Below are 20,861 nucleotides of genomic sequence, written 5' to 3'. Positions count from 1 at the left end.
GTACGCACATTAATGTTATGTAGTATACAAAATGATACTATGGGAGTTGAACGGCTATGCGTGATCGAAAAGGTGGATTCGGAGATTTCCCAGGAGGCAATAAGGAAGCTTGCCCTGTGGAATTTACGCTCGATGTTATAGGAGGAAAATGGAAGGGAATTCTCATCTATCACTTGATGGATGGAACGAAACGCTTTAACGAATTTCGCCGGATATGCCCAGGAATCACTCAACGCATGTTAACCTTGCAGCTTAGAGAGCTGGAAGAAGATGGAGTTGTTCACCGCGAGGTCTACCATCAGGTTCCCCCGAAAGTCGAATACTCGTTAACTGAATTTGGCAAGACACTGACCCCTATTATTAAACTCATGAAAGACTGGGGCGAGGTTTACAAAACAAAACAGCTTTCCGCAGAAAGCTGTCCAGAAGGTACAAATATTACGGTGTAGCTCAAAGCTGCACCTTTTATTTTTCAAAAAATGCTTCGGCCTTTTCCTTATGTTCGTTGGTTACCTGACCAGATATCGCTTTAATGCCTGCTGCAATGATCGCTGCATCATCTGTAAATCCAAGGCCGAGAATCGCATCGGGTATCGCATCAATCGGGGAGATGAAATAAGCCAACGCTCCGAAGGCAATTCCTTTTGCCCATAAAGGGGTCTTTGCGTCGACTGCGCAATAATACATCGCAATAGCATCTTTAGTAAATGGGATCTTGCCTGCGAACTTTTTAGTTTTAGTCCAAAAATTCCGCGTCACCATCTCCTCGTTCTCTTTACTGTATGGAAACTTCTCTGCTGTGAGTTCCGCAGTGATCTTATCATCATCTTTCTTCATTAGATTTTCCCTCCGCAAGGTTCATATGAAGTACATACAGTCAGTATACCCTCAGCTATTATTTATATCTTTAAGATAAACTATAGCTCCTTCTATGAAACTTACACAATATCATTTAATTTCTTTGATTTTATTCAAATCACTGCTGCATAACGCTTCAAGATTCTTAAAGATTCGCTCAGCATCCCAATCCCACCACTTAAGCGCTTCTAGATGTTCGATCAATTCATCATCAAAACGTTGTCTGATTACTTTACATGGATTTCCTCCAGCGACACTATAAGCCGGGATATCTTTGACAACTGTTGAATTGGCCGCGATGACGGCTCCATTACCAATATGTACACCCGGCATAACCGTAACATTCTGCCCAATCCACACATCGTTGCCAATCACCGTATCTCCTTTTAAGGGTAAATCTGATAGTTCTGGAACCGCATGCTCCCAGCCATTAGACATGATATTAAAAGGGTAGGTCGTAACAGAATTCATTCGATGGTTCGCACCATTCATGACAAATTCAATACCTTTGGCAATCGCGCAGAATTTCCCAATAATAAGCTTGTCAGCAATAAAATCATAATGATGAGTCACATGCTCCTCAAACTTTTCGGCACCGTCTATATCATCATAATACGTATAATCGCCAATCGTAATATTTTTTCTTGTAATCACATTTTTGATATAACAGATGCTTTTGATCTGTTCATTCGGATAGAGCACATTCGGATTCGGTCCATATTTCTCCATAATAACGCCTCTCTCTCTTTTTGATAAAACATATCAGAGATCACATATCTTTTCAAATAAGTACGAATCATGAACATAAAAAGCGGCTACCGTGTGGTAACCGCCATTACAAGTACTTTATCGCTTTGATAAAACATCTACTTCGTATTGCTTCACTTCGCTCAGCCAACTTTCTCGGACAGGCACACCATTCGTCGCACAATAATAATCCCAAATAGCTCCGAACGGATAAGATTTCAATTCCTCTACCAGTGCAAGTCTAGTAGTATAATCCCCATCCAGTTCAATTCGCTTCAATAGCACTATCGGTTCCAGCATCGCACGTAGCAGGGCTTTGATTGTGTTACGTGTTCCGATCACCCAAGCGGCAATGTGATTAATACTTCCGTCAAAGAAATCGAGTCCAATATGAGTTCTTTCTAGGAATTGACCTCTAACTAGTTCACGAGCAATCTCCAGCAGTTCATCATCCATAATCACCACATGATCACTATCCCAGCGTACTGGACGGCTAACATGCAGCAACAATTGATCACCAAACAGCAGCCAAGAGGATAGTTTATTCGAGATGGTCTCGGTCGGATGGAAATGCCCAGCATCGAAGCAAACCGCTTTGCCCCGACTTAGTGCATAACCCATATAAAATTCATGCGAACCTACCACATAACTTTCTGAACCAATTCCGAACAGCTTGCTTTCTACAGCATCAATGTTATATTGCTGATCGATCTCCTCACTGAAGATCTCGTCCAGTGATTGCTGAAGTCGCACTCTCGGTGACAGACGGTCGATCGGTGTATCTTTATATCCATCTGGAACCCAGAAGTTGGTTACACAAGGCTGACCTAGTGCCTGACCGAAAGATTCGGAGATTCGGCGTGAAGCCTTGCAATGAGCAATCCAGAAGTTGCGGATTTCAGGATCCGAGTGGCTTAGTGTGAAGCCATCATTAGCTTTTTTATGAGAGAAGCAAGTGGGATTGAAATCCAATCCAAGCCCCTGCTCCTTAGCCCAGTGCACCCATCTTTCAAAATGCTTAGGCTCTAGCGCATCAAGATCTACAGTTTCTTCCGTATCGGCATAAATAGCATGTAAATTAACTTTATGACGTCCGGGGATAAGTGCTAGTGCTTGCTCCAAATCACGGCGCAGCTCCTCCGGATTTCTAGCTCGCCCCGGGTAACTGCCCGTGACCGCGATTCCGCCACTTAGTTCCTTTTCCTTATTCAGGAAGCCCTTTACATCGTCTCCTTGCCAGCAGTGCAATGAAATTTTGATTGCTGCAAGCTGCTCTAATACTTTATCTACGTCAATGCCATGCTGTGCGTAGAGCTTTTTCGCCTCATTATAGCTCGTCTGAATGTTCTTTAAGCTTTCTGTATTCTGCACCATGCTTGAGCCTCCTGATATTTTCTTAGTGATTTCATTTAGGGGTATTTATACCCTTCTTTTACTCGTATTTCACTTTTTGCGCTCTATGAGGGGGATTTATAACTTTCTTTTACTCGTTTTCTGCTTTTTCCGCTCAAAGAGGGGGATTTATACCCTTCTTTTGCTCGTTTTCCGCTATTTACACTCAATGAGAGGGATTTATACCCTTCTTTTGCTCGTTTTCCGCTTTTTGCGCTCTATGAGGGGTATTTATACCCCTCTTTTGCTCGTTTTCCACTTTTTACGCTCTATGTGGGGGATTTATACCCTTCTTTTGCTCGTTTTCCGCTATTTACGCTCAATGTAGGGGATTTTTGTACCTCTTTTGCTCACCCTTAGCTATCTAATAGTCATCCCATAACTTTATTAGTTACTCTTAAACGATCTGCAGTCGAGCAAACTCAGCTAATGCCGCGGTTTTTAGGGAAGAGTCCATCTCTTGTGGAATATAGATTGTTACATCAAATGAACGAAATATAATTTCTCTTGCTTCTTTAATATCTGTGACTGTACCCACGCTGATCATTTGCATAACTACGTTACCTAATGCGGTGGATTCCGTTGGACCAGCGTAAATCTCCATCTCTAGCAAATCCGCCGCAATTTGGCATAGCAATCCATTGTTCGCCCCTCCGCCTACGATGTGCAGCCGCTCCCACTTCTCGCCGGTCAATAGCTGAAGATCCTGAACATAGAAATAGTAAGAAAGAGCAAGACTGTCAAACACACATCTGGCGATCTCCCCTGGTGTCTTTGGTACCAACTGTCCGACTTCCGCACAATAGCTCTGTATCTCGCTGATCATGTTGGATGGATTCATGAATCGTTCATCATTGCAGTAGATGATGGATCTGAAAGGAATCTCTTGCTCTGCCAGCTCCACCAGTTCGCCGAAGCTGTATTGCCCGCCATATTCCTCACGAACCTTTTGGATCAGCCACATCCCCATAATGTTCTTAAGAAAACGGAACGAACCGAAGGCGCCCCATTCGTTCGTATAGTTACGTTCCATCGCCTCGGGACTTGTAATGGCTGAAGCTCGTTCCACCCCGATGAGTGACCAAGTACCACTACTGAGAAATCCCCATTTGTCGCTACTTGCAGGAACGCCTAGTACAGCTGATGCTGTATCATGTGTGGCAACTGTTATGAACTCACAATCTGGAAGATCACCGCGTGCCACCAAGTCATCAGTCAATCCGTCAATTCGTTCCCCAGGTTCCGTTAAGGGAGGAAACTGCTCTTTTGAAAGACCAAGCAGTGCCAGTAAATCAGTATCATAATCCCGAGTTTGCAGATTAAGCAGACCCGTGGTTGAAGCATTCGTGACTTCACTAATTCTTCGTCCCGTAAGCCGATAGTAGAGATAATCAGGGACCAACAGGATTGAATGTGCTGCTTCAAGATCTGCCTGATCATGCACAAACAGCTGGTACAACGTATTAATCGGGAGAACTTGTATCCCCGTCTTTCTGTAAACGCTTTCGATTGATATATTGCGATGTACGCTTTGTACCGCTCCATCTGTTCGGGAATCACGATAAGAAAAAACTTCATGAATTCGTGTACCCTTCTGATCTAGAAGTACGTAATCCACGGCCCAAGTATCAATTCCGACGGTACAATGCTCAATTCCTTTTGACTTCGCCTTCTGCAAACCTTTTACAATTTCAGCAAATAAATAATCGACGTCCCAATAAAGATTACCATTCTTCTCAGAGAACCCATTACTAAAACGGTGAATTTCTGTTAATGATAAGGTTCCTTCCGGTTCTTGCAAGGTTCCGCAAACGACTCTCCCACTAGAGGCTCCAATATCAATAGCAATATGATTCTGACCCTGTTTATGTGCCCCAGCATTCATTCTTAAACAACACTCCTTATCTCCTCATCAGCCTACCAGCAAGGCGAATACGATTCCAGGGCCATGCACACCTATCGTCAGATCATTCTCAATATCCGCTGAACGGCTAGGTCCAGAGATAAAGTGAATACCTGCGGGTAGACCCGATTGTCCCGCTTCATCAAAATCAATAAGCACCTCACCCAGACGAGTCTTCAGCCGCTCCAGCGGAACGATGGCAATTAATGCGGTTGGCAACAGGCTGACAGAGCGCCCTTTATCCGCAGAAGATAACACTGTAATAGAGCCTGTATAAGCAACTGCATAATCCGCGATCACAATCCCAATATCGGCTTCCGCCGCCCTAGCTTTCCATGCTTCTTGCATATCCGTATTCCAGACAGATACCCGCGAATCTACAAGTTCTTCTTCTAGCCGAAGTGCCGCAAGCTCAGCTACATTTTGCCGAAGAATATAACGGGCGAGCATATCACTCGCTTTATTGACGATAAAAGCTTTAGCTTCATCCATCGTTGCCATGCGAAACACATGTCCACCTGCACTTTGAAAATTCGCAGTAAATTGATCGATGCGTTCTTCTGGACTCCACTGGAATTCTTGCCAATAATCTGGAGCACCGCGAAAAGGATGTACCGGAGCCGCAGTCGTTCTTGGCCGCTTCAGACGACGAGCGATATCGTTCATGAATGCCTGCTGTTTCTCACGAGAATCATGGTCCATACGCTCCAGCCATTCTCTGTGCGTTTCCTCAGTCATATCCGGGCTCTCCTTTCAGTTCTTCCGCCTTCCGCTTCGCTAATAAATCTTCCATCCGTTTCTGTATCGACGGGTCCATCTCGCGACTATTTTTGTCTAACTCCTCCTGCAGCTCTTTCCAGCTCTCGCGGAAGGATTCATCCGCCAGCTTCGGAGCGATCCGGTAGTTATTCCAGCCTTTCAGCGGCCCAAGCTTTGACGGAATTCCGCCGTCTCTCACAAGTAGCTTTTGTCCGATTCTGCCTACTTTCATCACACTACTGAATCGCTGGGACTTCGCCATAATCGCACCAAAACCTTTCATGCCAAGACCTTCCGCTTTGTCTCCATAACCTCTCTCTACCTTACGTCGCCGTAAATAGATAAGCATATCATGCAGAGGGATTTTGACTGGACAAGCTTCATAACACGCACCGCATAGACTCGATGCACCTGCGATATCATCCCATTGATCTACATTTTTGTTCAGTGCTGGGGTCAACACTGCTCCGATTGGTCCGCTATAAGTTCCACCATAGGCATGACCGCCAATATGACGATAGACAGGGCAGGCATTCAGACAAGCTCCACAGCGGATGCAGTTCAGTAGCTCCTGAAACTCTGGATCGCCGAGCTGCTCAGATCGACCATTATCAAGGATAATAATATGCTGCTCTTCCGGTCCGTCCCCATCATCCTTTCTACGGGGTCCTGAAATACCGGACATATACACTGTTAGCTTCTGGCCAGTTGCTGAACGAGGTAATAACGTAGCCATCACCTCAAGGTCGCTCCAAGAAGGAATAATCCGCTCCATCCCCATCAAAGTGATTTGCGTCTTTGGCAAGGTGGTGACCATGCGAGCATTGCCCTCATTCTCGAATAGCACCATGGAACCTGTCTCTGAAATTGCAAAATTGCATCCCGTCATCCCAATATCCGCTTCTAGGAATTTCTCCCGTAGCTTGCGCCGTACAAATCCTGCAAGGATTGTAGTCTCAGGCAAAAGCTCCTCCCCTGCCTCCTTGGACAACAGCTCAGCAATCTGATAGCGGTTCTTATGGATGGCTGGGATAATGATATGAGACGGAGTTTCTCCGGCAAGCTGGATAATATATTCACCAAGATCTGTCTCAATCGTCTCCACGTCAATGGATTCAAGAGCCGTATTCAAATGCAGCTCCTCAGTCACCATCGATTTTGATTTGACCACGGAAGTCGCTTGTTTTCGCTGTGCAATCTCTAAAGCAATCTTCACTGCCTCTTCACCCGTTGCCGCAAAATGAATATGCGTGCCGTTCGCTCTTGCATTGTCCGCAAATAGATTTAAGTAATAATCCAGATGAGCGATCGTATGCAGGCGAATTTGCCGCCCACGTTCGCGCCATTCTTCCCAGTGTCCATGATCGTTCGCCGCTTTCTGTTTCCCGTCACGCAGCCTTTCCGTAGTAAAGCGAACCGCCTTGCGCAAAAAGTCATTATTCAGCGCCAAGTCGGCACGCTCTTTTACCGTAGCTGGCTTCACATTAATCGATTCCGATTTAGTCTGAGCGGCATTCTGACTCATTGTCCACTCACCCCCTCATACAGTAGCTCTGCTAAATGCATGACTCGGACCGGTTTGTGGCGATAACGCAAATTCCCAGCAATATTCATGAGACAGCCCATATCCAGACCCGTTAAGACTTCTGCTTCCGACTCCAGCACATGATCTGACTTCTCGGTGACCATCGCCCCGGAGATATCAGACATCTTCACGGCAAAGGTTCCACCAAACCCACAACAGTCCTCAGCAAAAGGTAATGGCACTAGCTCCATCGCCTTCACATTCTGCATAAGTAACATAGGCTCATCACGAATCCCCAGAATCCGAGTGCCATGACAGGAAGGATGATAGGTAACTTTATGCGGAAATACTGCCCCTAGATCCGTTACGCCAAGCACCTGTACCATGAACTGGCTGAACTCATAGGATTTACGCTGCAAATTCTGCGCCTTGACCAAATTAATCGGATCATCCTGAAACAGTTTCGGGTAATGATGAAGCATCCCGGTGCAAGACCCGGAAGGAGCAATGACAAAGTCACTGTCTTCGAAAGCCTGCAAAATCGTAAGTGCAGCTTGACGTGCCTCATTCCAATAGCCACTATTGTACGCAGGCTGTCCGCAGCAGGTCTGCACTTCGGGAAAATCCAACTGTACGCCATATCTGGCAAGCAGACGTGCCATCGCTTCTCCGACCTTCGGGTACACAGCATCACTGATGCAAGTAATAAACATCGATACCTTCATGTCTTCACCTCCTGCAACACTATTTTCTACACGGTTGTTATTGCGATGTTCAGCTCCTGTAGCTGCTTTAGCTGTTCTGTGGCAGGGCTGTAATCCGTTATCACAACATCCAGTTCACTAGTCATGGCAACATGTGTGAACGCTTGGATTCCGAATTTGCTGGAGTCACAAAGTAGGATCACCTGCTCCGCGATAGAAATCATCTTTCGCTTCACCATCGCTTGCAGCTCATTCGATTCGCTGGCACCGCGTTCGAGATGAAATCCTTTGCAGGAAAAAAACATCTTATCCACGTGATACAACTCAAGCGAACGCTCGGCTAAATGACCAACAAAGGACATCGATCTGCGGCTCAGTTGACCGCCAGTTGAGATCACATCTATTCGTTCCTTCCCACTTAACTCCGCAGCTACCCTAATAGAATTAGTCAGTACAGTTAGTGGCATATCCGGCAAATGTGAGGCCATATACCATGCAGTTGTGCTAGCATCCAGCAAAATCCGATCTCCCGGCTTTATCATCATCACTGCTTCACGAGCAATCTGCTGCTTCTCCGCTGCGTTCATAATTTCACGTTCAGCATATGGCGTCTCTGGCTGACGATCACGTAGACTGACTGCACCGCCGTGCGAGCGTAGCAGCCTCCCCGCCTTTTCCAAGCGATCAAGATCCCGGCGGATGGTCTCCTCCGTCACTTGGCATAATGTACTCAGTTCCGAGACACGAATGCTGCCACGTTCATTCACTAGTTCTACGATTCTTTCATATCTGTCTGCAATCAGCATGGCTTCCCTCCGTTATATCTATCTATATTCCATCTTCCACTTATCTAGTAAAAGCTGCCGGCACTCCACCGTCAATCGTCAGCATGCAGCCCGTAGTCTTCTCTGACTTGGATGAAGCGAAAAAAGCCACCCCTTCAGCAATATCACGTGGATAAATATTTACAAGCAGTGTTGTGCGTTTACGATAATGTTCCTCCAGTTGATCCGGCTCAATCCCGTAAGCAGCAGCCCGTTCATTCCGCCAGTTCGAATTCCAAATCGCTGAGCCTTGTAGAATGGCATCCGGCAAAATTGTATTGGCGCGAATACCGAACTCTCCACCCTCAGCTGCAATACAGCGAGCCAAATGTGCTTCGAGTGCTTTGGCAGAACTGTAAGCCGATACGCTTTTTCCAGCAAATACAGAGTTCTTAGAGCCAATAAATACCATGCTACCGCCGATCTTTTGCTCCTTCATCATCTTGAAGGCTTCACGTGCAACGAGGAAATATCCAGTTCCTAGCACGGAAATGTTCAAGTTCCACTCTTTTAATGAAGTCTCATCAAAAGGACTGGAAGTCGCAAGCCCAGCATTGTTCACAATAATATCTACTCCGCCATAAAAAAGTGCTGTATCTGCATAAGCTGCGGTAACTTGCTCCTCCTGCGTTACATCCATTTTAACAGCGAACGCACGATTCTCACCGTATTTATCGTTAATCTCCTCGGCAATTTTCTGTGCGCCCTCCAGATTGAGATCTGCCAGCACAACATGCGCCCCTTCGGACACTAGTCGACGAGCGGTTTCGCTCCCGATTCCTCCTGCGCCACCAGTAATGAACGCAACCTTACGCGAGAATTCTGCTTCTGCTGGTGCCAGCGACAATTTATATAATTCCAAAGGCCAATATTCCACATTGTACGATTCGTTCTCACTTAGAGAGACGAAATCTCCCAATGCGGTAGCTCCGCGCATAACAGCAATCGCCCGGTGATACAAGGCACCGCTAATTTTAGAGTTGCTCCAGCTTTTGCCGGTGTTGATCATTCCCACTCCGGGAATTAGAATCACACGCGGTGCGGCTTCGAACATTACATCTCCCTCATGCTTATTGCGATCGAAGTACGCTTTGTACTGCTCTTTGTATGCGGTAATCGCTTCGTTCAGCTTCGTTTTCAAACCATCAATATCACTGGCATTTGGTTCCCAATTCACAAATAGTGGCAGCATTTTGGTATGTACCAAATGATCCGGACAAGCTGCACCTACACTGGATAATTTCTCCGAGTTAACTCCACCTACAAAACGCAGCACATCCTCTGCATCATCGAAGGTCAGTATCATTTTGCGCTCATCACTAACTGCGCCTCTAATCAATGGCATCACTGCAGCTGCTACAGCCCGCCGCTCTTCTTCCGGAAGCGCTTCCGATTTGCGACCTCCGAACAGGTTCCCATCTTCAATTCTATCTTGGATGTAACGCTCTGCTTCATTAATGATAGAGATCGTCTTCGCGTAACAAGCTTCCGGCGTATCCCCCCAAGTCACGAGGCCATGCTTCTCCATCAACACCAATTCTGCTTGAGGATTAGCAAGTACGCCTTCAGCGATCATTTTGGATAAAGTGAACCCAGGACGAATGTAAGGCACCCATACGAAACGATCCCCATAGATTTCCCGCACAATATCTTTACCGTTATGAGCACAGCATAAGCTGATAATCGCATCTGGATGCGTATGATCTACATGTTTGAATGGTAAAAAAGCATGCAGCAGCGTCTCAATTGAAGCACGCGGATGCTTAGGATCAATCATACAATTCGCGAGGTAAGCCACCATTTCCTCATCAGGCATTTCCTCCCGATCAAACAATGGCGCAATATCCTCAAGCCGCAATCCGGTAAAATTGCCTGCTTTCATCGTAGCTAGGTCAGAGCCGCTACCCTTCACCCACATGACTTCAACCTCACGACCACGGAAATCTAATTCTATAGTTTTACTAGAGGTATTCCCTCCTCCAAAATTACAGACTCTACGATCTTCACCCAACAGATTGGAGCGATAGACCAGTGCATCCAGACCTCCGTTGATGACTTTTTCCCGTGCAGAATCCCATAAACTTTGTACCATTTGTGAATACCTCCGTTTTTGAATGTTTATTTTTTTGTTTATTTTTGTTTGTTTTGATTTTAATCTATTTGTTTGTGTTTGAATAGAGCGTTTTCAACAAAATTTAAAATTTATTTCACAAGTTAGACGAATCCACCTTGGATGAACTGAAATTCCGTTACGAAAAAACATAAAAAGAGTTGCCAATTAGCAACTCCTTCACCCCCACTATTCAGCACCGACTCGACTCATAAACTAATCCAGTAATTACATTTCCCATCCTCGATACCGCTAAGTATTCCTCTGTTCGCTTCAATAACCTTTCTCGAAGCTACATTGTTCGGCTCACAAGTCAGCATGACCTTATCAATCCCCAGATCCGCAGCTTTTTTTAACAACTCTGCTAAAAAAATCTTGCCAAAGCCCTTTCCTCGTTCACTAGGCCTGATGCTATATCCGATGTGTCCACCTGATTTTCTTAATTGATCATTTAAGGAATGTCTTAGCTTTCCAACACCAACAGGATAAGAGTCAATCAGTAACCAATAGTTGGTTTGCGGGACATAGTTTGGTAGGAGATTATCGCCTCTTGAGAGTGCTATCCGATCTCTGATGAAATCAGGAAATTCACTGTAAGCCAAATCAAACCCATTGTTAACGAATCCATTCTCCCCAGGGCCGATCTCCATAATCATTTCAAAAATATCGCGTCCATCTGATAAACTCGCTTCCTTTAGCTCAATTAACATCATAATCCCCCCTAGAACACAAAAATGCTTACCATATCAAAAAATTTTACTGCAAAAAAGAGCCCTGTGCATTATTTAATCGCACTTTCTACAACTAAAATTAACTTCAGCACGCCTGTCTATCGTTAAGTGTACTTTGTGCAACTAAATTCCCCCAATTAAGCTGTATCCGCTGATTTCCAGAGATATAGTTGTACAAAGTACATCTATATCACAATAACCGGAGTAAAGTAGCTGTTTAGTTGTATTAAATACACTTATCTGCTCTCACCCTCTTTTTCACAGTAATATTTCTATTTCTATCTCCTCCTTGCGAACTCTCGTAGTATACTAATTGGAATAAGATACAGATGTTTTATTTTGGATAAGGAGGTTTGAGATGGTAAATAGCTTTAAGAATGCCAAGGCGCAAGAACGAGTGTGGCACTCCTATGAGCAGATGGTTGAGCAGTGGCCCATTCCACTTGAGGAGATCGATGTTCCAACCACATATGGACTGACGCATTGTATCCTTGCTGGTCAAAAGAGTAATCCACCTTTACTACTGTTTCATGGTGTTGGTGATAACTCGGCGGTCATGTGGATCTTAAATATCGAGGAGTTCTCGAAGCATTTTTATTGTATCGCGATTGATACTTTGGGTGGACCCGGAAAAAGCATACCTAACGAGCAGTTTAACAAACAGAAGTTTGAGCAAGTAAAATGGATTAATGAAATAGCGACGTATGTGAATATAGACGTCTTTAATATTGCGGGTGTGTCCAATGGCGCCTATATTGCTTTTAATTATGCGACCAAGCAACCGGACAAAGTGAACCGTGTCGTTTGTTTGGAGGGCGGGATGGTCACTGCACCGATTAAAGCCATGATCCAAACTTTAATGATGATGTTCCCGGAGATTCTGATTCCAACGGATCGCAATTTACTGAAAGTTCTGAAGAAGTTAAGCGCACCTCACTCCGCTTTATTTGACAACCATCCAGCATTAGCTGCTCATCTGATCCTTTTAATGCGCACTCATAATCAGCAAGCTATGTTTGTGCATAAGCTTCATCCATACGATATAAACACTGCTGTCGCAGTTAGAGACAAGCTCTTTTTTCTAGTTGGAGAACACGCGCTAAAACAATCGAAGGATTTCATAAATATTTTAGAAGATGGAAAGTTCTATTACCAAGTCATCCCCCATGCGGGACACGGGATTAATCATGAGCAACCGGATAGAGTAAACACTGAGATCATCAATTTCCTGATAGACGATAAGGATAAATCACTTGCATCCAGATGAAAGCGCTACTATTATGTTTGTAATTACACATACCTACCCTAGATAAGGAGATGATTTCCATCAGATACGGAACATTAGCGCATACATTTGGTTGTTTACCCCTCAAATCGTTGACAGCAACGCTTCAGATTTATGATATCGATTTTGTTCAACTTGCTTTATCCAAAGCTATTCAGGACATCGATACCTCCACAGGTAAATTAAGTCCAGGCCTCGCAAACTATATTGGCGAACAATTTGACAGAGCAGGTATACGTATCGGAGTGTTAGGCTGTTATATCAATCCCATTCACCCGGATCCTGTTATTCGGAGATTAGAAATAGATCGCTTTAAAGAACATCTACGGCATGCCCGCCAATTCGGCGCCCCTATGGTGGCTACGGAGACGGGCGCACTGACTACTTTCCAAGCACAAGATCCGCTCCATTACGAAGAGATCGGCTGGGATATATTAAAGGCAACTGTACAAGAGCTTGCAGAGGAAGCTGAAAAATGGGGTGTTTTTCTGGGATTGGAGGGGGTCTGCACACATACTCTTTCTACACCAGACAAGATGCGCCGCATCTTAGATGAAATTCCCTCTGGCAATATTGGGGTTGTCCTGGATCCATGCAATTTTATTGGTGACGCTGTAGATATGCAGGATCAAATTGTTGATGACGCCTTCAGGTTGTTCGGGGATCGGATCATTTTGGCGCATTTAAAAGACATCTATCAAGATGGAGAGAGAATTTACCACGGTAAAGCTGGTGGAGGGCATTTCCATACCGAAACTTTCCTGAGCAAACTCCAAAAATTCAAGCCCATGATCGACCTATCTTTAGAAGATATAACGAACCTCGAGATTAATGAGACCGTTGCTTTACTGAAGAATATTGCTTCTTTGGAAAAATAATGCTTTCCAAACTGGATAAATGGTACCTTTCTAAGCGAGTTGAATAAAATAAGAAACAGAACGATTGAGTAACATCGTTTGATGATTAAGCCCTAACTTGGAAGGGACGGGATTACCGATGAGATTCACATTCCCTATTCTGACCTTATCTCATGGTGGAGCTCAACGCATGCTGGTAGAACTCACCAATGGGCTAACAGCTATGGGGCATCAGGTTACTATCCTCATGCCTGTGGATGGGGTTGTTTCCTATGATGTCCGCTCCATCTTAATCCGTTCCACACATATGGAGCTTCAAGAACAGGACTATCCCTCAGGCGATGTTATTGTTTCTAATTTTCATACGACAGTCCCTACCTCTCAAGCAGCTAGCAATCAAGGAAAAGGAATTCATGTAAGATTGTCATTATGTTATGAACCCCCCTTTTTACCAGATAGTTCACTGTCGTTCCCTTCTTATCATGTCACAGAGCATCTAATTGTTTTATCGCATTGGCAGCAGGAGCTGATTCGTTTAAATCATGGGATCACAGGAAAAATCGTGCCCATTGGCATTAGCTCCTCCTTCAAGAATATGAATATCCGTTACAGTCTTCAGGAGCCTTTAAACATAACAGCTATATTAAGAAAAGCAGAACGTGGATTCTCATGGCACCGTGAGCAAGACTATCTTATAGAGCAGCTGGATCATGTGAAAAATCAATGTCCCAATGTAAATATTAACTTTATCAGTCCGCCCGACGAGTTCAATACTTCAGAAGTTCTCCAAAGAATGAAAGCTACTGGCAAATATCGATTCTTCACACCTGCTAATGATGAGGAGCTCTGTTACCATTACAACGGTGCAGATATCTTTGTTAGTTCTAGTATTTTTGATACGGGTTCTTTGCCGGGGCTTGAAGCCATGCGGTGTGGCGCAGCACTCGTCTGTGTTTATTCAGGCGGAAATATGGAATACGCAAATCACGAGAAGAACTGCCTGCTCTCCTATCGGTACGAGAATCGGCTTGGTGAAGATGTCATCCGCCTAATTCGAGACCCAAACTTAAGAACTAAATTAGCCGTACAAGGTGAAAGATCTTCCCTCAAATGGACATGGGCAAATAGTGTCAGGTTATTTGAGCAAGCGGTTAGGGACTTCTTGTTAAAAACTAGACGATCTTAAAAATAGTGAAGGCTACTCTCTCTTACGATAGTTGCCTGGCGAGACGCCATAACGTTCCCGAAATACCCTATGGAAATAAGTGTAGCTTCCAAACCCCGTCTCCTCTGCTATTCGCTCTAAGGTATAATTGGTGTTGTCCATTAATCGAAGTGCCATTGCAAGCCGAATTTGCCCAGCATATTGCATAATAGAGTAGCCGAATTGAATTTTGAATACATGCACGGCTCTCGTTACACTAATTCCGGCATGGGCAGCTACATCCTTTAGCCTGATTTCTGATGTAGCATGCTCCTCTACATAACTCTTCATCTTAAGCCCGTGTAGCAGTGAGGCTGATGATGATGCAGGTGCTTCTTCCATTGCCCGATCTAACAGCAGACATAGCACTTTAAACAGCGCCTCAAGTATTTCAGGGCTACCCCCATCTAGTCTTCTATTCTCCAGATCAAGCTGTTGCCATATACTTTGCAGCTTGCCATCATCCGCAATTCTAACCTTCTTCGGTCTTTCGCGCAGGTTCCACCATTGATCCACCCATTCCCCTGTACACATTACAAAATAGTCCACACTATGTCCCAGCGGACTCTTCTTTTCCCCGATTCTCAGATCATATATATCTTGAGGCTTAAATAATAACAGATCACCAGGCACCACGGTTACCATGTCCCCATCGATCAGTACTTCACACTCCCCTTCTGCTTGCAGCCTGATGATATAGGTATCCAGCCCACTGCGATATAATTGCCGAAAAGGCTGAGTATGGCAAATAAAGCCGCATAGGCTTATTTGGACACAATTAGTTTCCATTGCATTCACTCCTCTTCACTAAGTAGTCGATGACCAGATCGTTGAGGTTCTTAGCCATATTGTTTCTTCAAAGAGCAGTTAATCTCCTTCTATAATAAAGACAGAATTTATATGTACAGGAGGTTACCAACCACTATGAGTAAAATTGTTCGCGTCATTCAAACAGCAAAAGAAACTACCGACCGTCTGACAGAAAAAGACCCTCTGATCTTCCTCCCTGACACATCAGGCGTCGAATCAGAGCTCATCAATATTTATGATGATCTGGAGTATCAGGAAATGGAAGGTTTCGGTGGTGCACTTACTGAGGCTTCTGCTGTTACCATCGCTAAACTAAGTGAAGCTAAACAAAAAGAAATCATCGACGCTTATTTTGATCCTGAGCACGGAATTGGGTATACCCTTTGCCGCTCGCATATCCAGAGCTGTGACTTCTCACTGGGCAACTATGCTTATGTAGAAGAAGGCGATGCAGAGCTCCGTTCGTTCGATATTTCCAGAGATCAAGAGTCAATTATCCCCCTAATCAAAAATGCTGCAACAGCTGTTGGTGAAGATTTCCGTTTGTTCTCCTCTCCTTGGAGTCCGCCTGCTTTTATGAAAACGAACGGTCAAATGAACGGTGGTGGAGCTCTTAAGCCTGAATACCGTGAGGCTTGGGCCAACATGTTCGTAAAATATATTCAGGCTTACGCAGCTGAAGGCATCGATATTTGGGCTGTTAGTGTTCAGAATGAAGCAAAGGCTGTTCAAATCTGGGATTCTTGCCTTTATACTGCCGAAGAAGAAAAAGATTTTGTTCGTGATTACTTGGGACCAGCCTTGGAACAAGCCGGTTTGGCTCATGTAAAGGTTATGATCTGGGATCATAACAAGGAGCGCGTGTACGACCGTGCCAAGGTTGCTTTTGAAGATCAAGAAGCTTCCAAATACATTTGGGGAATTTGCTTCCACTGGTACTCCGGAGATCACTTCGAAGCCCTATCGGCCGTTCATGATCGCTTCCCAGACAAGAAGCTGTTCTTCAGCGAAGGTTGCCAAGAAGGTGGCGTTCATCTCGGCTCATGGAATACAGGCGAACGTTACGGCCATGATATCATTGGTAACCTGAATAACTGGATGTCAAGCTGGACGGACTGGAATATTGTCTTGGACGAGCAAGGGGGCCCTAACCATGTAGGTAACTACTGCGATGCTCCAATCATTGGAGATACGAAAAACGATGAAATAATATTTGAGAGCTCCTTCTATTACATCGGGCATTTCAGTAAATACATTCGCCCAGGTGCTAAACGAATTGGGCACTCTAAATATACTGATAAGCTTGAAACAACGGCTTTCCGTAACCCAGATGGCACCATTGCTGTTATCGTTATGAACCGCACGGAACAAGAGCTTCCTTTCACCCTGCGCTTCCATAACAACTTGGCTGAGAACATGATTCCGGCTCATGCCATTCAAACCCTGCTAATAAAGTAAAAAGAATAAGGAGGTTCTCTTTATGCCACTCGCATAGAGAGAACCTCCTTTGTTTAAATAAGTGAAATAGGATGTTACAGCCTAGCCGTCAGTATTTCACATAATGCTCTATTCTACATTCACATAACGACTGTAAGCATCGGTACGAATTTTAACCAGCTTCTCCAGTCCCATTCCCCGCAGCTGTTTCACATAATCAGCCCAGCCCTCGTCAATTTTACCTGTAATTATAAACTGAGCACGCATTGTATTGACATAACTATCGATGTCCGTAGTCAAAGTCGGCAGCAGCTGAAACTCTTCAGCGGTGTACATTACATCAGGGAAAGGTGGCGTTGTATAATCACTTCCCAGCTTATCGAGCTGCAGCTTCAGTCCATCTCCGGTTTTTGGGTTTAGAAAGATGGATTTTTCAAACACTGGACTGACATATTTCGGTCCGAAATCCCGGAGTGATTGATCCCAATACCAGGCATCAGCACTGGTACCCATCGGTGGGTCCATCAATGTATAAGAACCGTTGATATTTTTCTTAATAACGGTGTCTATCGCTCCCCAGAAATTTTGAATGCTTGCTTCATTGGTATAGAACTGGTCAGCCCAGCGGGCAGCAATCTCTGGATATTTGCAAGAAGTGGAAATTAGCAGCTCGTTACGCTCCAGATTCATTCCATACGGATTTCCTATGGTGTAGCGCTTACCATCCGGTCCTGCAATCGGAGGAATCGTGATATATTGATCACTCCATTTGCCAAACACGGCATCCGGCGTCCACTGATACGAGAATCCTACGATAGGAGCATCCGGATTAAGAAACTTGGCTGATCTCATCGTTTCATCTTGCGTGAATAACTCTTTATCAAGCAAACCTTCGACAAATAATTTATGCTCCCATTTGAGCCCTTCTTTGTACGCCTCTGAAACAGGGTAATATACCGCATTTCCGTCCTGGACGACCATAAAGTTATTGTTCAGATCCGTGATTCCGAAGGGACTGATGAGATCATTACTTACTTCGATAACAGGTATCTCATCCAGCCTTCCATTCCCATTAGGGTCACGTTCTTTAAATGCTTTTAGCACGTTGTATAGATCATCAATCGTATCGGGAATCTTCAATCCCAATTTATCCAGCCAGGTTTTGTTAATCACGGGTTGGCGTGAGCTTTTAGGACGTAAAGGTAATCTTGCAGGCAAAGAGTAGATTTTCCCATCAGGAAAAGTACTGATTTTTTTCAATTCAGGCTCTTCCTGCATGGCTGCTTTGAGGTTAGGCATATAGCTTTCGATATAGTCATCAAGCGGCCTGAATAAGCTTAAATTATTGACGATATCCGAATCTCCGAAGGTCTCACTCCCTAAAATGATATCTGGAAGTGTACCGCTTGCCAGCATAATGGACTTCCGCTCACTCCAATCATTAGCAGACATCACCTGCCATTCGATTTTGACATTCGTATTTTTTTCCAAATCCTTCAGCCATTGATTCTGGATAAAGTTATCTCCCATGCTTCCCCACCGAACCGTTAGAACCTTCAGCGTCATGGGCTTATCCACGATTGGCAAACCTTCTTTATGAAATTGACCCGGATCAGATTCAACAGAGTTTACCCCTTTATCCCCTTTACAGGCTGTAAGGCCAGCAAGCAACGTTGTCACTAGAAGAATGACGGTGATTGTTCTATTGATACTGTTTTTGGGTTGCTTTTTCATTACGGTCTTGCTCCCTCACAAATGTTAGTTGAAAAGTAGAAGAGCTTATTCCTTCACTGCGCCTATCATTACCCCTTGGTTAAAGTATTTTTGCACAAATGGGTATACACACATAATTGGAACAGTTGCTACGATAATAACCGAATACCTCATCATATTTGCGAGCCGTAACGCGATTTGTGCGGCTTCTCCGGTCCCCATACCAGACTGCATCTGATTGGTAATCAGAATATTTCGCAGGATCAGCTGCAAAGGATACATATTAGGATTTTTCAAATAAATCAAGGCATTAAAATATGAATTCCAATAACCTACAGCGATCCATAAACCTAACACTGCAATAATAGCCTTCGACAACGGTAGAACTATCTGTGCAAAATAACGGAGATTGCCACAACCATCAATTTGCGCTGCTTCCCATAAATCGCCCGGAATACTAGTCTGGAAAAAAGTTCGTGCCACTATGATATTAAAGACTCCAACTGCGAAAGGCAGTACCATAACCAAGAAAGTATCATAGAGATGGAAATCACGAACCGTTAAAAAAGTAGGAATCAACCCCCCATTAAAGAACATTGTAAATATGAAAAACAGCGAAATATATTTCCGCCCCACAAGGTCCTTTCTTGACAACGCATAGGCAGCTGAGATATTAACTACTAAACCGATTGCAGTCCCAACCACCGTGTACAGGATGGTATTCCAATACCCGATCCAAATATTCTCATGACGAAGCAGCTCTTTATAACCATCAAAAGTAAACCCTTTAGGAAATAGCCAAACTTGACCTCCAGCAACCGCGGAAGGATCACTAAACGAAGCAATGACGATAAAATACAGCGGATAGATCAGGATGATTAGAAAAATTGCCGATATAACGTACATCACAATTTCCATTATAGTATCTGAGGAGCGATTCTTCTTTATTTTTCCTACATTTCCTTTAGTCGCTGTCTCTAAACCTCCCATTTCAATGCTCCTCCCTTCTACCACAAGCTATTTTCGCTTAATTTTTTAGAAATCTGATTGACCATGATCAATAAAATAAAATTAATGACCGTGTTGAACAGGTTGATCGCCGACGAAAAGCTATACTGACTGCTGAGCAGACCAATTTTGTAGACATAAGTAGACAGAATTTCACTTGAAGTGATGTTCAAGTCATTTTGCATTAAGTACACCTTTTCAAATCCAACCCCAAGCAGTCCCCCGACCCGCAGGATAAGCAATGTTATCGCTGTTGGCATCAGCATCGGAATATCGATGTAACGAATTTTATGCATCCGACTTGCGCCGTCTACGGTTGCAGCCTCATACAAACTAGGATCAACAGCAGAGAGAGCAGCGATAAAGATAATGCTGTCCCAGCCGACATGCTGCCACACATCCGACCAGACGTACACACTGCTGAATAATCCAGCAGAGCCCATTAGATCAGGAGCTTCTTTTCCAAAAAGACTATATACATTGCCCAGTAGTCCGGTGCTAGGTGAGAACAGAATCATCATTAAGCCCACCATAACTACGGTTGAGATAAAATGTGGCATATAGGATACCGTCTGAAAAAACCGTCTAAAACGGTTTGGTCTCATCTGGTTAACCATCAGCGCAAGTATAATCGGAATCGGAAACGTAATCAGACTGTACACACTGATGATTAGCGTATTTTTGATCGTGGCAGAAAATTGATAGGAATTAAAGAACTTCTCGAAGTATTTGAATCCGGCCCATGGACTTCCGCCTATTCCTAACGCCGGGCTATAATCCTTAAAGGCAATGAGCACCCCATACATGGGTTTATATGCGAATAATAACGTAAGGACTACTGCAGGAAAAAGCAACGTATATAAACCCCAGTTTTGTTTGATTTGTCCGAGTTTCCGACTCAAATGAATTGGATCAGATTTCATAACATCCCCTCCTTATTAAAAATAGAGAATGCTACCCCACAAATTTATGTAGGGCAGCACCTTTTTCGAAA

Annotated in this window: 19 protein-coding genes; 5 read left to right on the top strand and 14 right to left on the bottom strand. The window is 44.2% G+C overall.

All coding sequences use genetic code 11. The features are described from left to right. Nucleotides 1–56 precede the first annotated feature (56 nt). Entirely contained in the window at nt 57–449 is a 393-nt protein-coding gene (locus MKX60_RS16535; protein WP_060622450.1) for a winged helix-turn-helix transcriptional regulator, read from the top strand. A 16-nt stretch (nt 450–465) separates the two neighbouring features. On the opposite strand, the gene MKX60_RS16530 is transcribed toward MKX60_RS16535, so the two are convergent. The 10 genes from MKX60_RS16530 to MKX60_RS16485 form a co-directional block, all read right to left on the bottom strand. Beyond that, nucleotides 466–837 (bottom strand): YkvA family protein, encoded by a 372-nt coding sequence (locus MKX60_RS16530; protein ID WP_042187107.1) that lies wholly within the window; start codon nt 835–837, stop codon nt 466–468. Nucleotides 838–948: 111 nt separating this feature from the next. Continuing rightward, entirely contained in the window at nt 949–1,587 is a 639-nt protein-coding gene (locus MKX60_RS16525; RefSeq protein ID WP_341060440.1) for a Vat family streptogramin A O-acetyltransferase, read from the bottom strand. Between the two features lie 117 nt (nt 1,588–1,704). Beyond that, nucleotides 1,705–2,979, bottom strand: coding sequence for an L-rhamnose isomerase (gene rhaA / locus MKX60_RS16520; protein WP_341060439.1), 1,275 nt, complete (start codon nt 2,977–2,979; stop codon nt 1,705–1,707). Nucleotides 2,980–3,394: 415 nt separating this feature from the next. Beyond that, a complete protein-coding gene (gene rhaB / locus MKX60_RS16515; protein ID WP_341060438.1) occupies nt 3,395–4,882 on the bottom strand; it encodes a rhamnulokinase in 1,488 nt (495 codons plus the stop codon). A gap of 27 nt (nt 4,883–4,909) precedes the next feature. Further along, entirely contained in the window at nt 4,910–5,638 is a 729-nt protein-coding gene (locus MKX60_RS16510) for a LutC/YkgG family protein (RefSeq protein ID WP_341060437.1), read from the bottom strand. Next, the gene (locus MKX60_RS16505; RefSeq protein ID WP_341060436.1) at nt 5,631–7,184 is read right to left on the bottom strand and encodes a LutB/LldF family L-lactate oxidation iron-sulfur protein; all 1,554 of its coding nucleotides are present in this window, start codon (nt 7,182–7,184) and stop codon (nt 5,631–5,633) included. Before MKX60_RS16505 ends, MKX60_RS16510 begins: the two co-directional genes overlap by 8 nt. Then, complete coding sequence (locus MKX60_RS16500) at nt 7,181–7,909, bottom strand: (Fe-S)-binding protein (protein ID WP_042187093.1); 729 nt, start codon at nt 7,907–7,909, stop codon at nt 7,181–7,183. Before MKX60_RS16500 ends, MKX60_RS16505 begins: the two co-directional genes overlap by 4 nt. Before the next feature lie 26 nt (nt 7,910–7,935). Next, nucleotides 7,936–8,694 (bottom strand): DeoR/GlpR family DNA-binding transcription regulator, encoded by a 759-nt coding sequence (locus tag MKX60_RS16495; RefSeq protein ID WP_339802682.1) that lies wholly within the window; start codon nt 8,692–8,694, stop codon nt 7,936–7,938. A gap of 40 nt (nt 8,695–8,734) precedes the next feature. After that, nucleotides 8,735–10,804, bottom strand: a complete 2,070-nt coding sequence (locus MKX60_RS16490; protein ID WP_341060434.1) for a bifunctional aldolase/short-chain dehydrogenase — start codon at nt 10,802–10,804, stop codon at nt 8,735–8,737. Nucleotides 10,805–11,031: 227 nt separating this feature from the next. Then, a complete protein-coding gene (locus tag MKX60_RS16485) occupies nt 11,032–11,535 on the bottom strand; it encodes a GNAT family N-acetyltransferase (RefSeq protein ID WP_341060433.1) in 504 nt (167 codons plus the stop codon). A gap of 376 nt (nt 11,536–11,911) precedes the next feature. Here MKX60_RS16485 and MKX60_RS16480 point away from each other — a divergent pair, with 376 nt between their 5' ends. The 3 genes from MKX60_RS16480 to MKX60_RS16470 all read left to right on the top strand — a co-directional run bounded on the left by MKX60_RS16480 (nt 11,912) and on the right by MKX60_RS16470 (nt 14,881). After that, on the top strand, nt 11,912–12,820 hold the full coding sequence (locus MKX60_RS16480; protein ID WP_341060431.1) for an alpha/beta fold hydrolase: 909 nt from the start codon (nt 11,912–11,914) through the stop codon (nt 12,818–12,820). A gap of 50 nt (nt 12,821–12,870) precedes the next feature. Then, nucleotides 12,871–13,716, top strand: a complete 846-nt coding sequence (locus tag MKX60_RS16475) for a sugar phosphate isomerase/epimerase family protein (protein ID WP_341060429.1) — start codon at nt 12,871–12,873, stop codon at nt 13,714–13,716. A 118-nt stretch (nt 13,717–13,834) separates the two neighbouring features. Beyond that, nucleotides 13,835–14,881: a glycosyltransferase family 4 protein gene (locus tag MKX60_RS16470; protein WP_341060427.1), complete on the top strand. Its 1,047-nt coding sequence runs from the start codon at nt 13,835–13,837 to the stop codon at nt 14,879–14,881. A gap of 12 nt (nt 14,882–14,893) precedes the next feature. On the opposite strand, the gene MKX60_RS16465 is transcribed toward MKX60_RS16470, so the two are convergent. Then, the gene (locus tag MKX60_RS16465) at nt 14,894–15,688 is read right to left on the bottom strand and encodes an AraC family transcriptional regulator (RefSeq protein WP_341060425.1); all 795 of its coding nucleotides are present in this window, start codon (nt 15,686–15,688) and stop codon (nt 14,894–14,896) included. A 135-nt stretch (nt 15,689–15,823) separates the two neighbouring features. Between MKX60_RS16465 and MKX60_RS16460 the strand changes: the two genes are divergently transcribed. Beyond that, nucleotides 15,824–17,167 (top strand): glycoside hydrolase family 30 protein, encoded by a 1,344-nt coding sequence (locus MKX60_RS16460; protein ID WP_042187078.1) that lies wholly within the window; start codon nt 15,824–15,826, stop codon nt 17,165–17,167. Between the two features lie 108 nt (nt 17,168–17,275). Here MKX60_RS16460 and MKX60_RS16455 read toward each other — a convergent pair whose 3' ends face one another. The 3 genes from MKX60_RS16455 to MKX60_RS16445 are packed head-to-tail and all read right to left on the bottom strand — an operon-like array spanning nt 17,276 to nt 20,790. After that, entirely contained in the window at nt 17,276–18,880 is a 1,605-nt protein-coding gene (locus MKX60_RS16455; protein WP_341060423.1) for an extracellular solute-binding protein, read from the bottom strand. A 45-nt stretch (nt 18,881–18,925) separates the two neighbouring features. Beyond that, nucleotides 18,926–19,849, bottom strand: coding sequence for a carbohydrate ABC transporter permease (locus tag MKX60_RS16450; RefSeq protein WP_042187073.1), 924 nt, complete (start codon nt 19,847–19,849; stop codon nt 18,926–18,928). A gap of 17 nt (nt 19,850–19,866) precedes the next feature. Then, nucleotides 19,867–20,790 carry an ABC transporter permease gene (locus MKX60_RS16445; RefSeq protein WP_042187071.1) on the bottom strand — a complete coding sequence of 308 codons (924 nt, stop codon included), beginning with the start codon at nt 20,788–20,790 and terminating at the stop codon, nt 19,867–19,869. Nucleotides 20,791–20,861 lie beyond the last annotated feature (71 nt).

It is taken from the genome of Paenibacillus sp. FSL R5-0914 (genome assembly GCF_038004525.1).
Lineage (GTDB): Bacteria > Bacillota > Bacilli > Paenibacillales > Paenibacillaceae > Paenibacillus_AQ.
The sequence above is the reverse complement of the archived record's forward strand: the minus strand, read 5'-3'. Positions and strand labels throughout refer to the sequence as shown.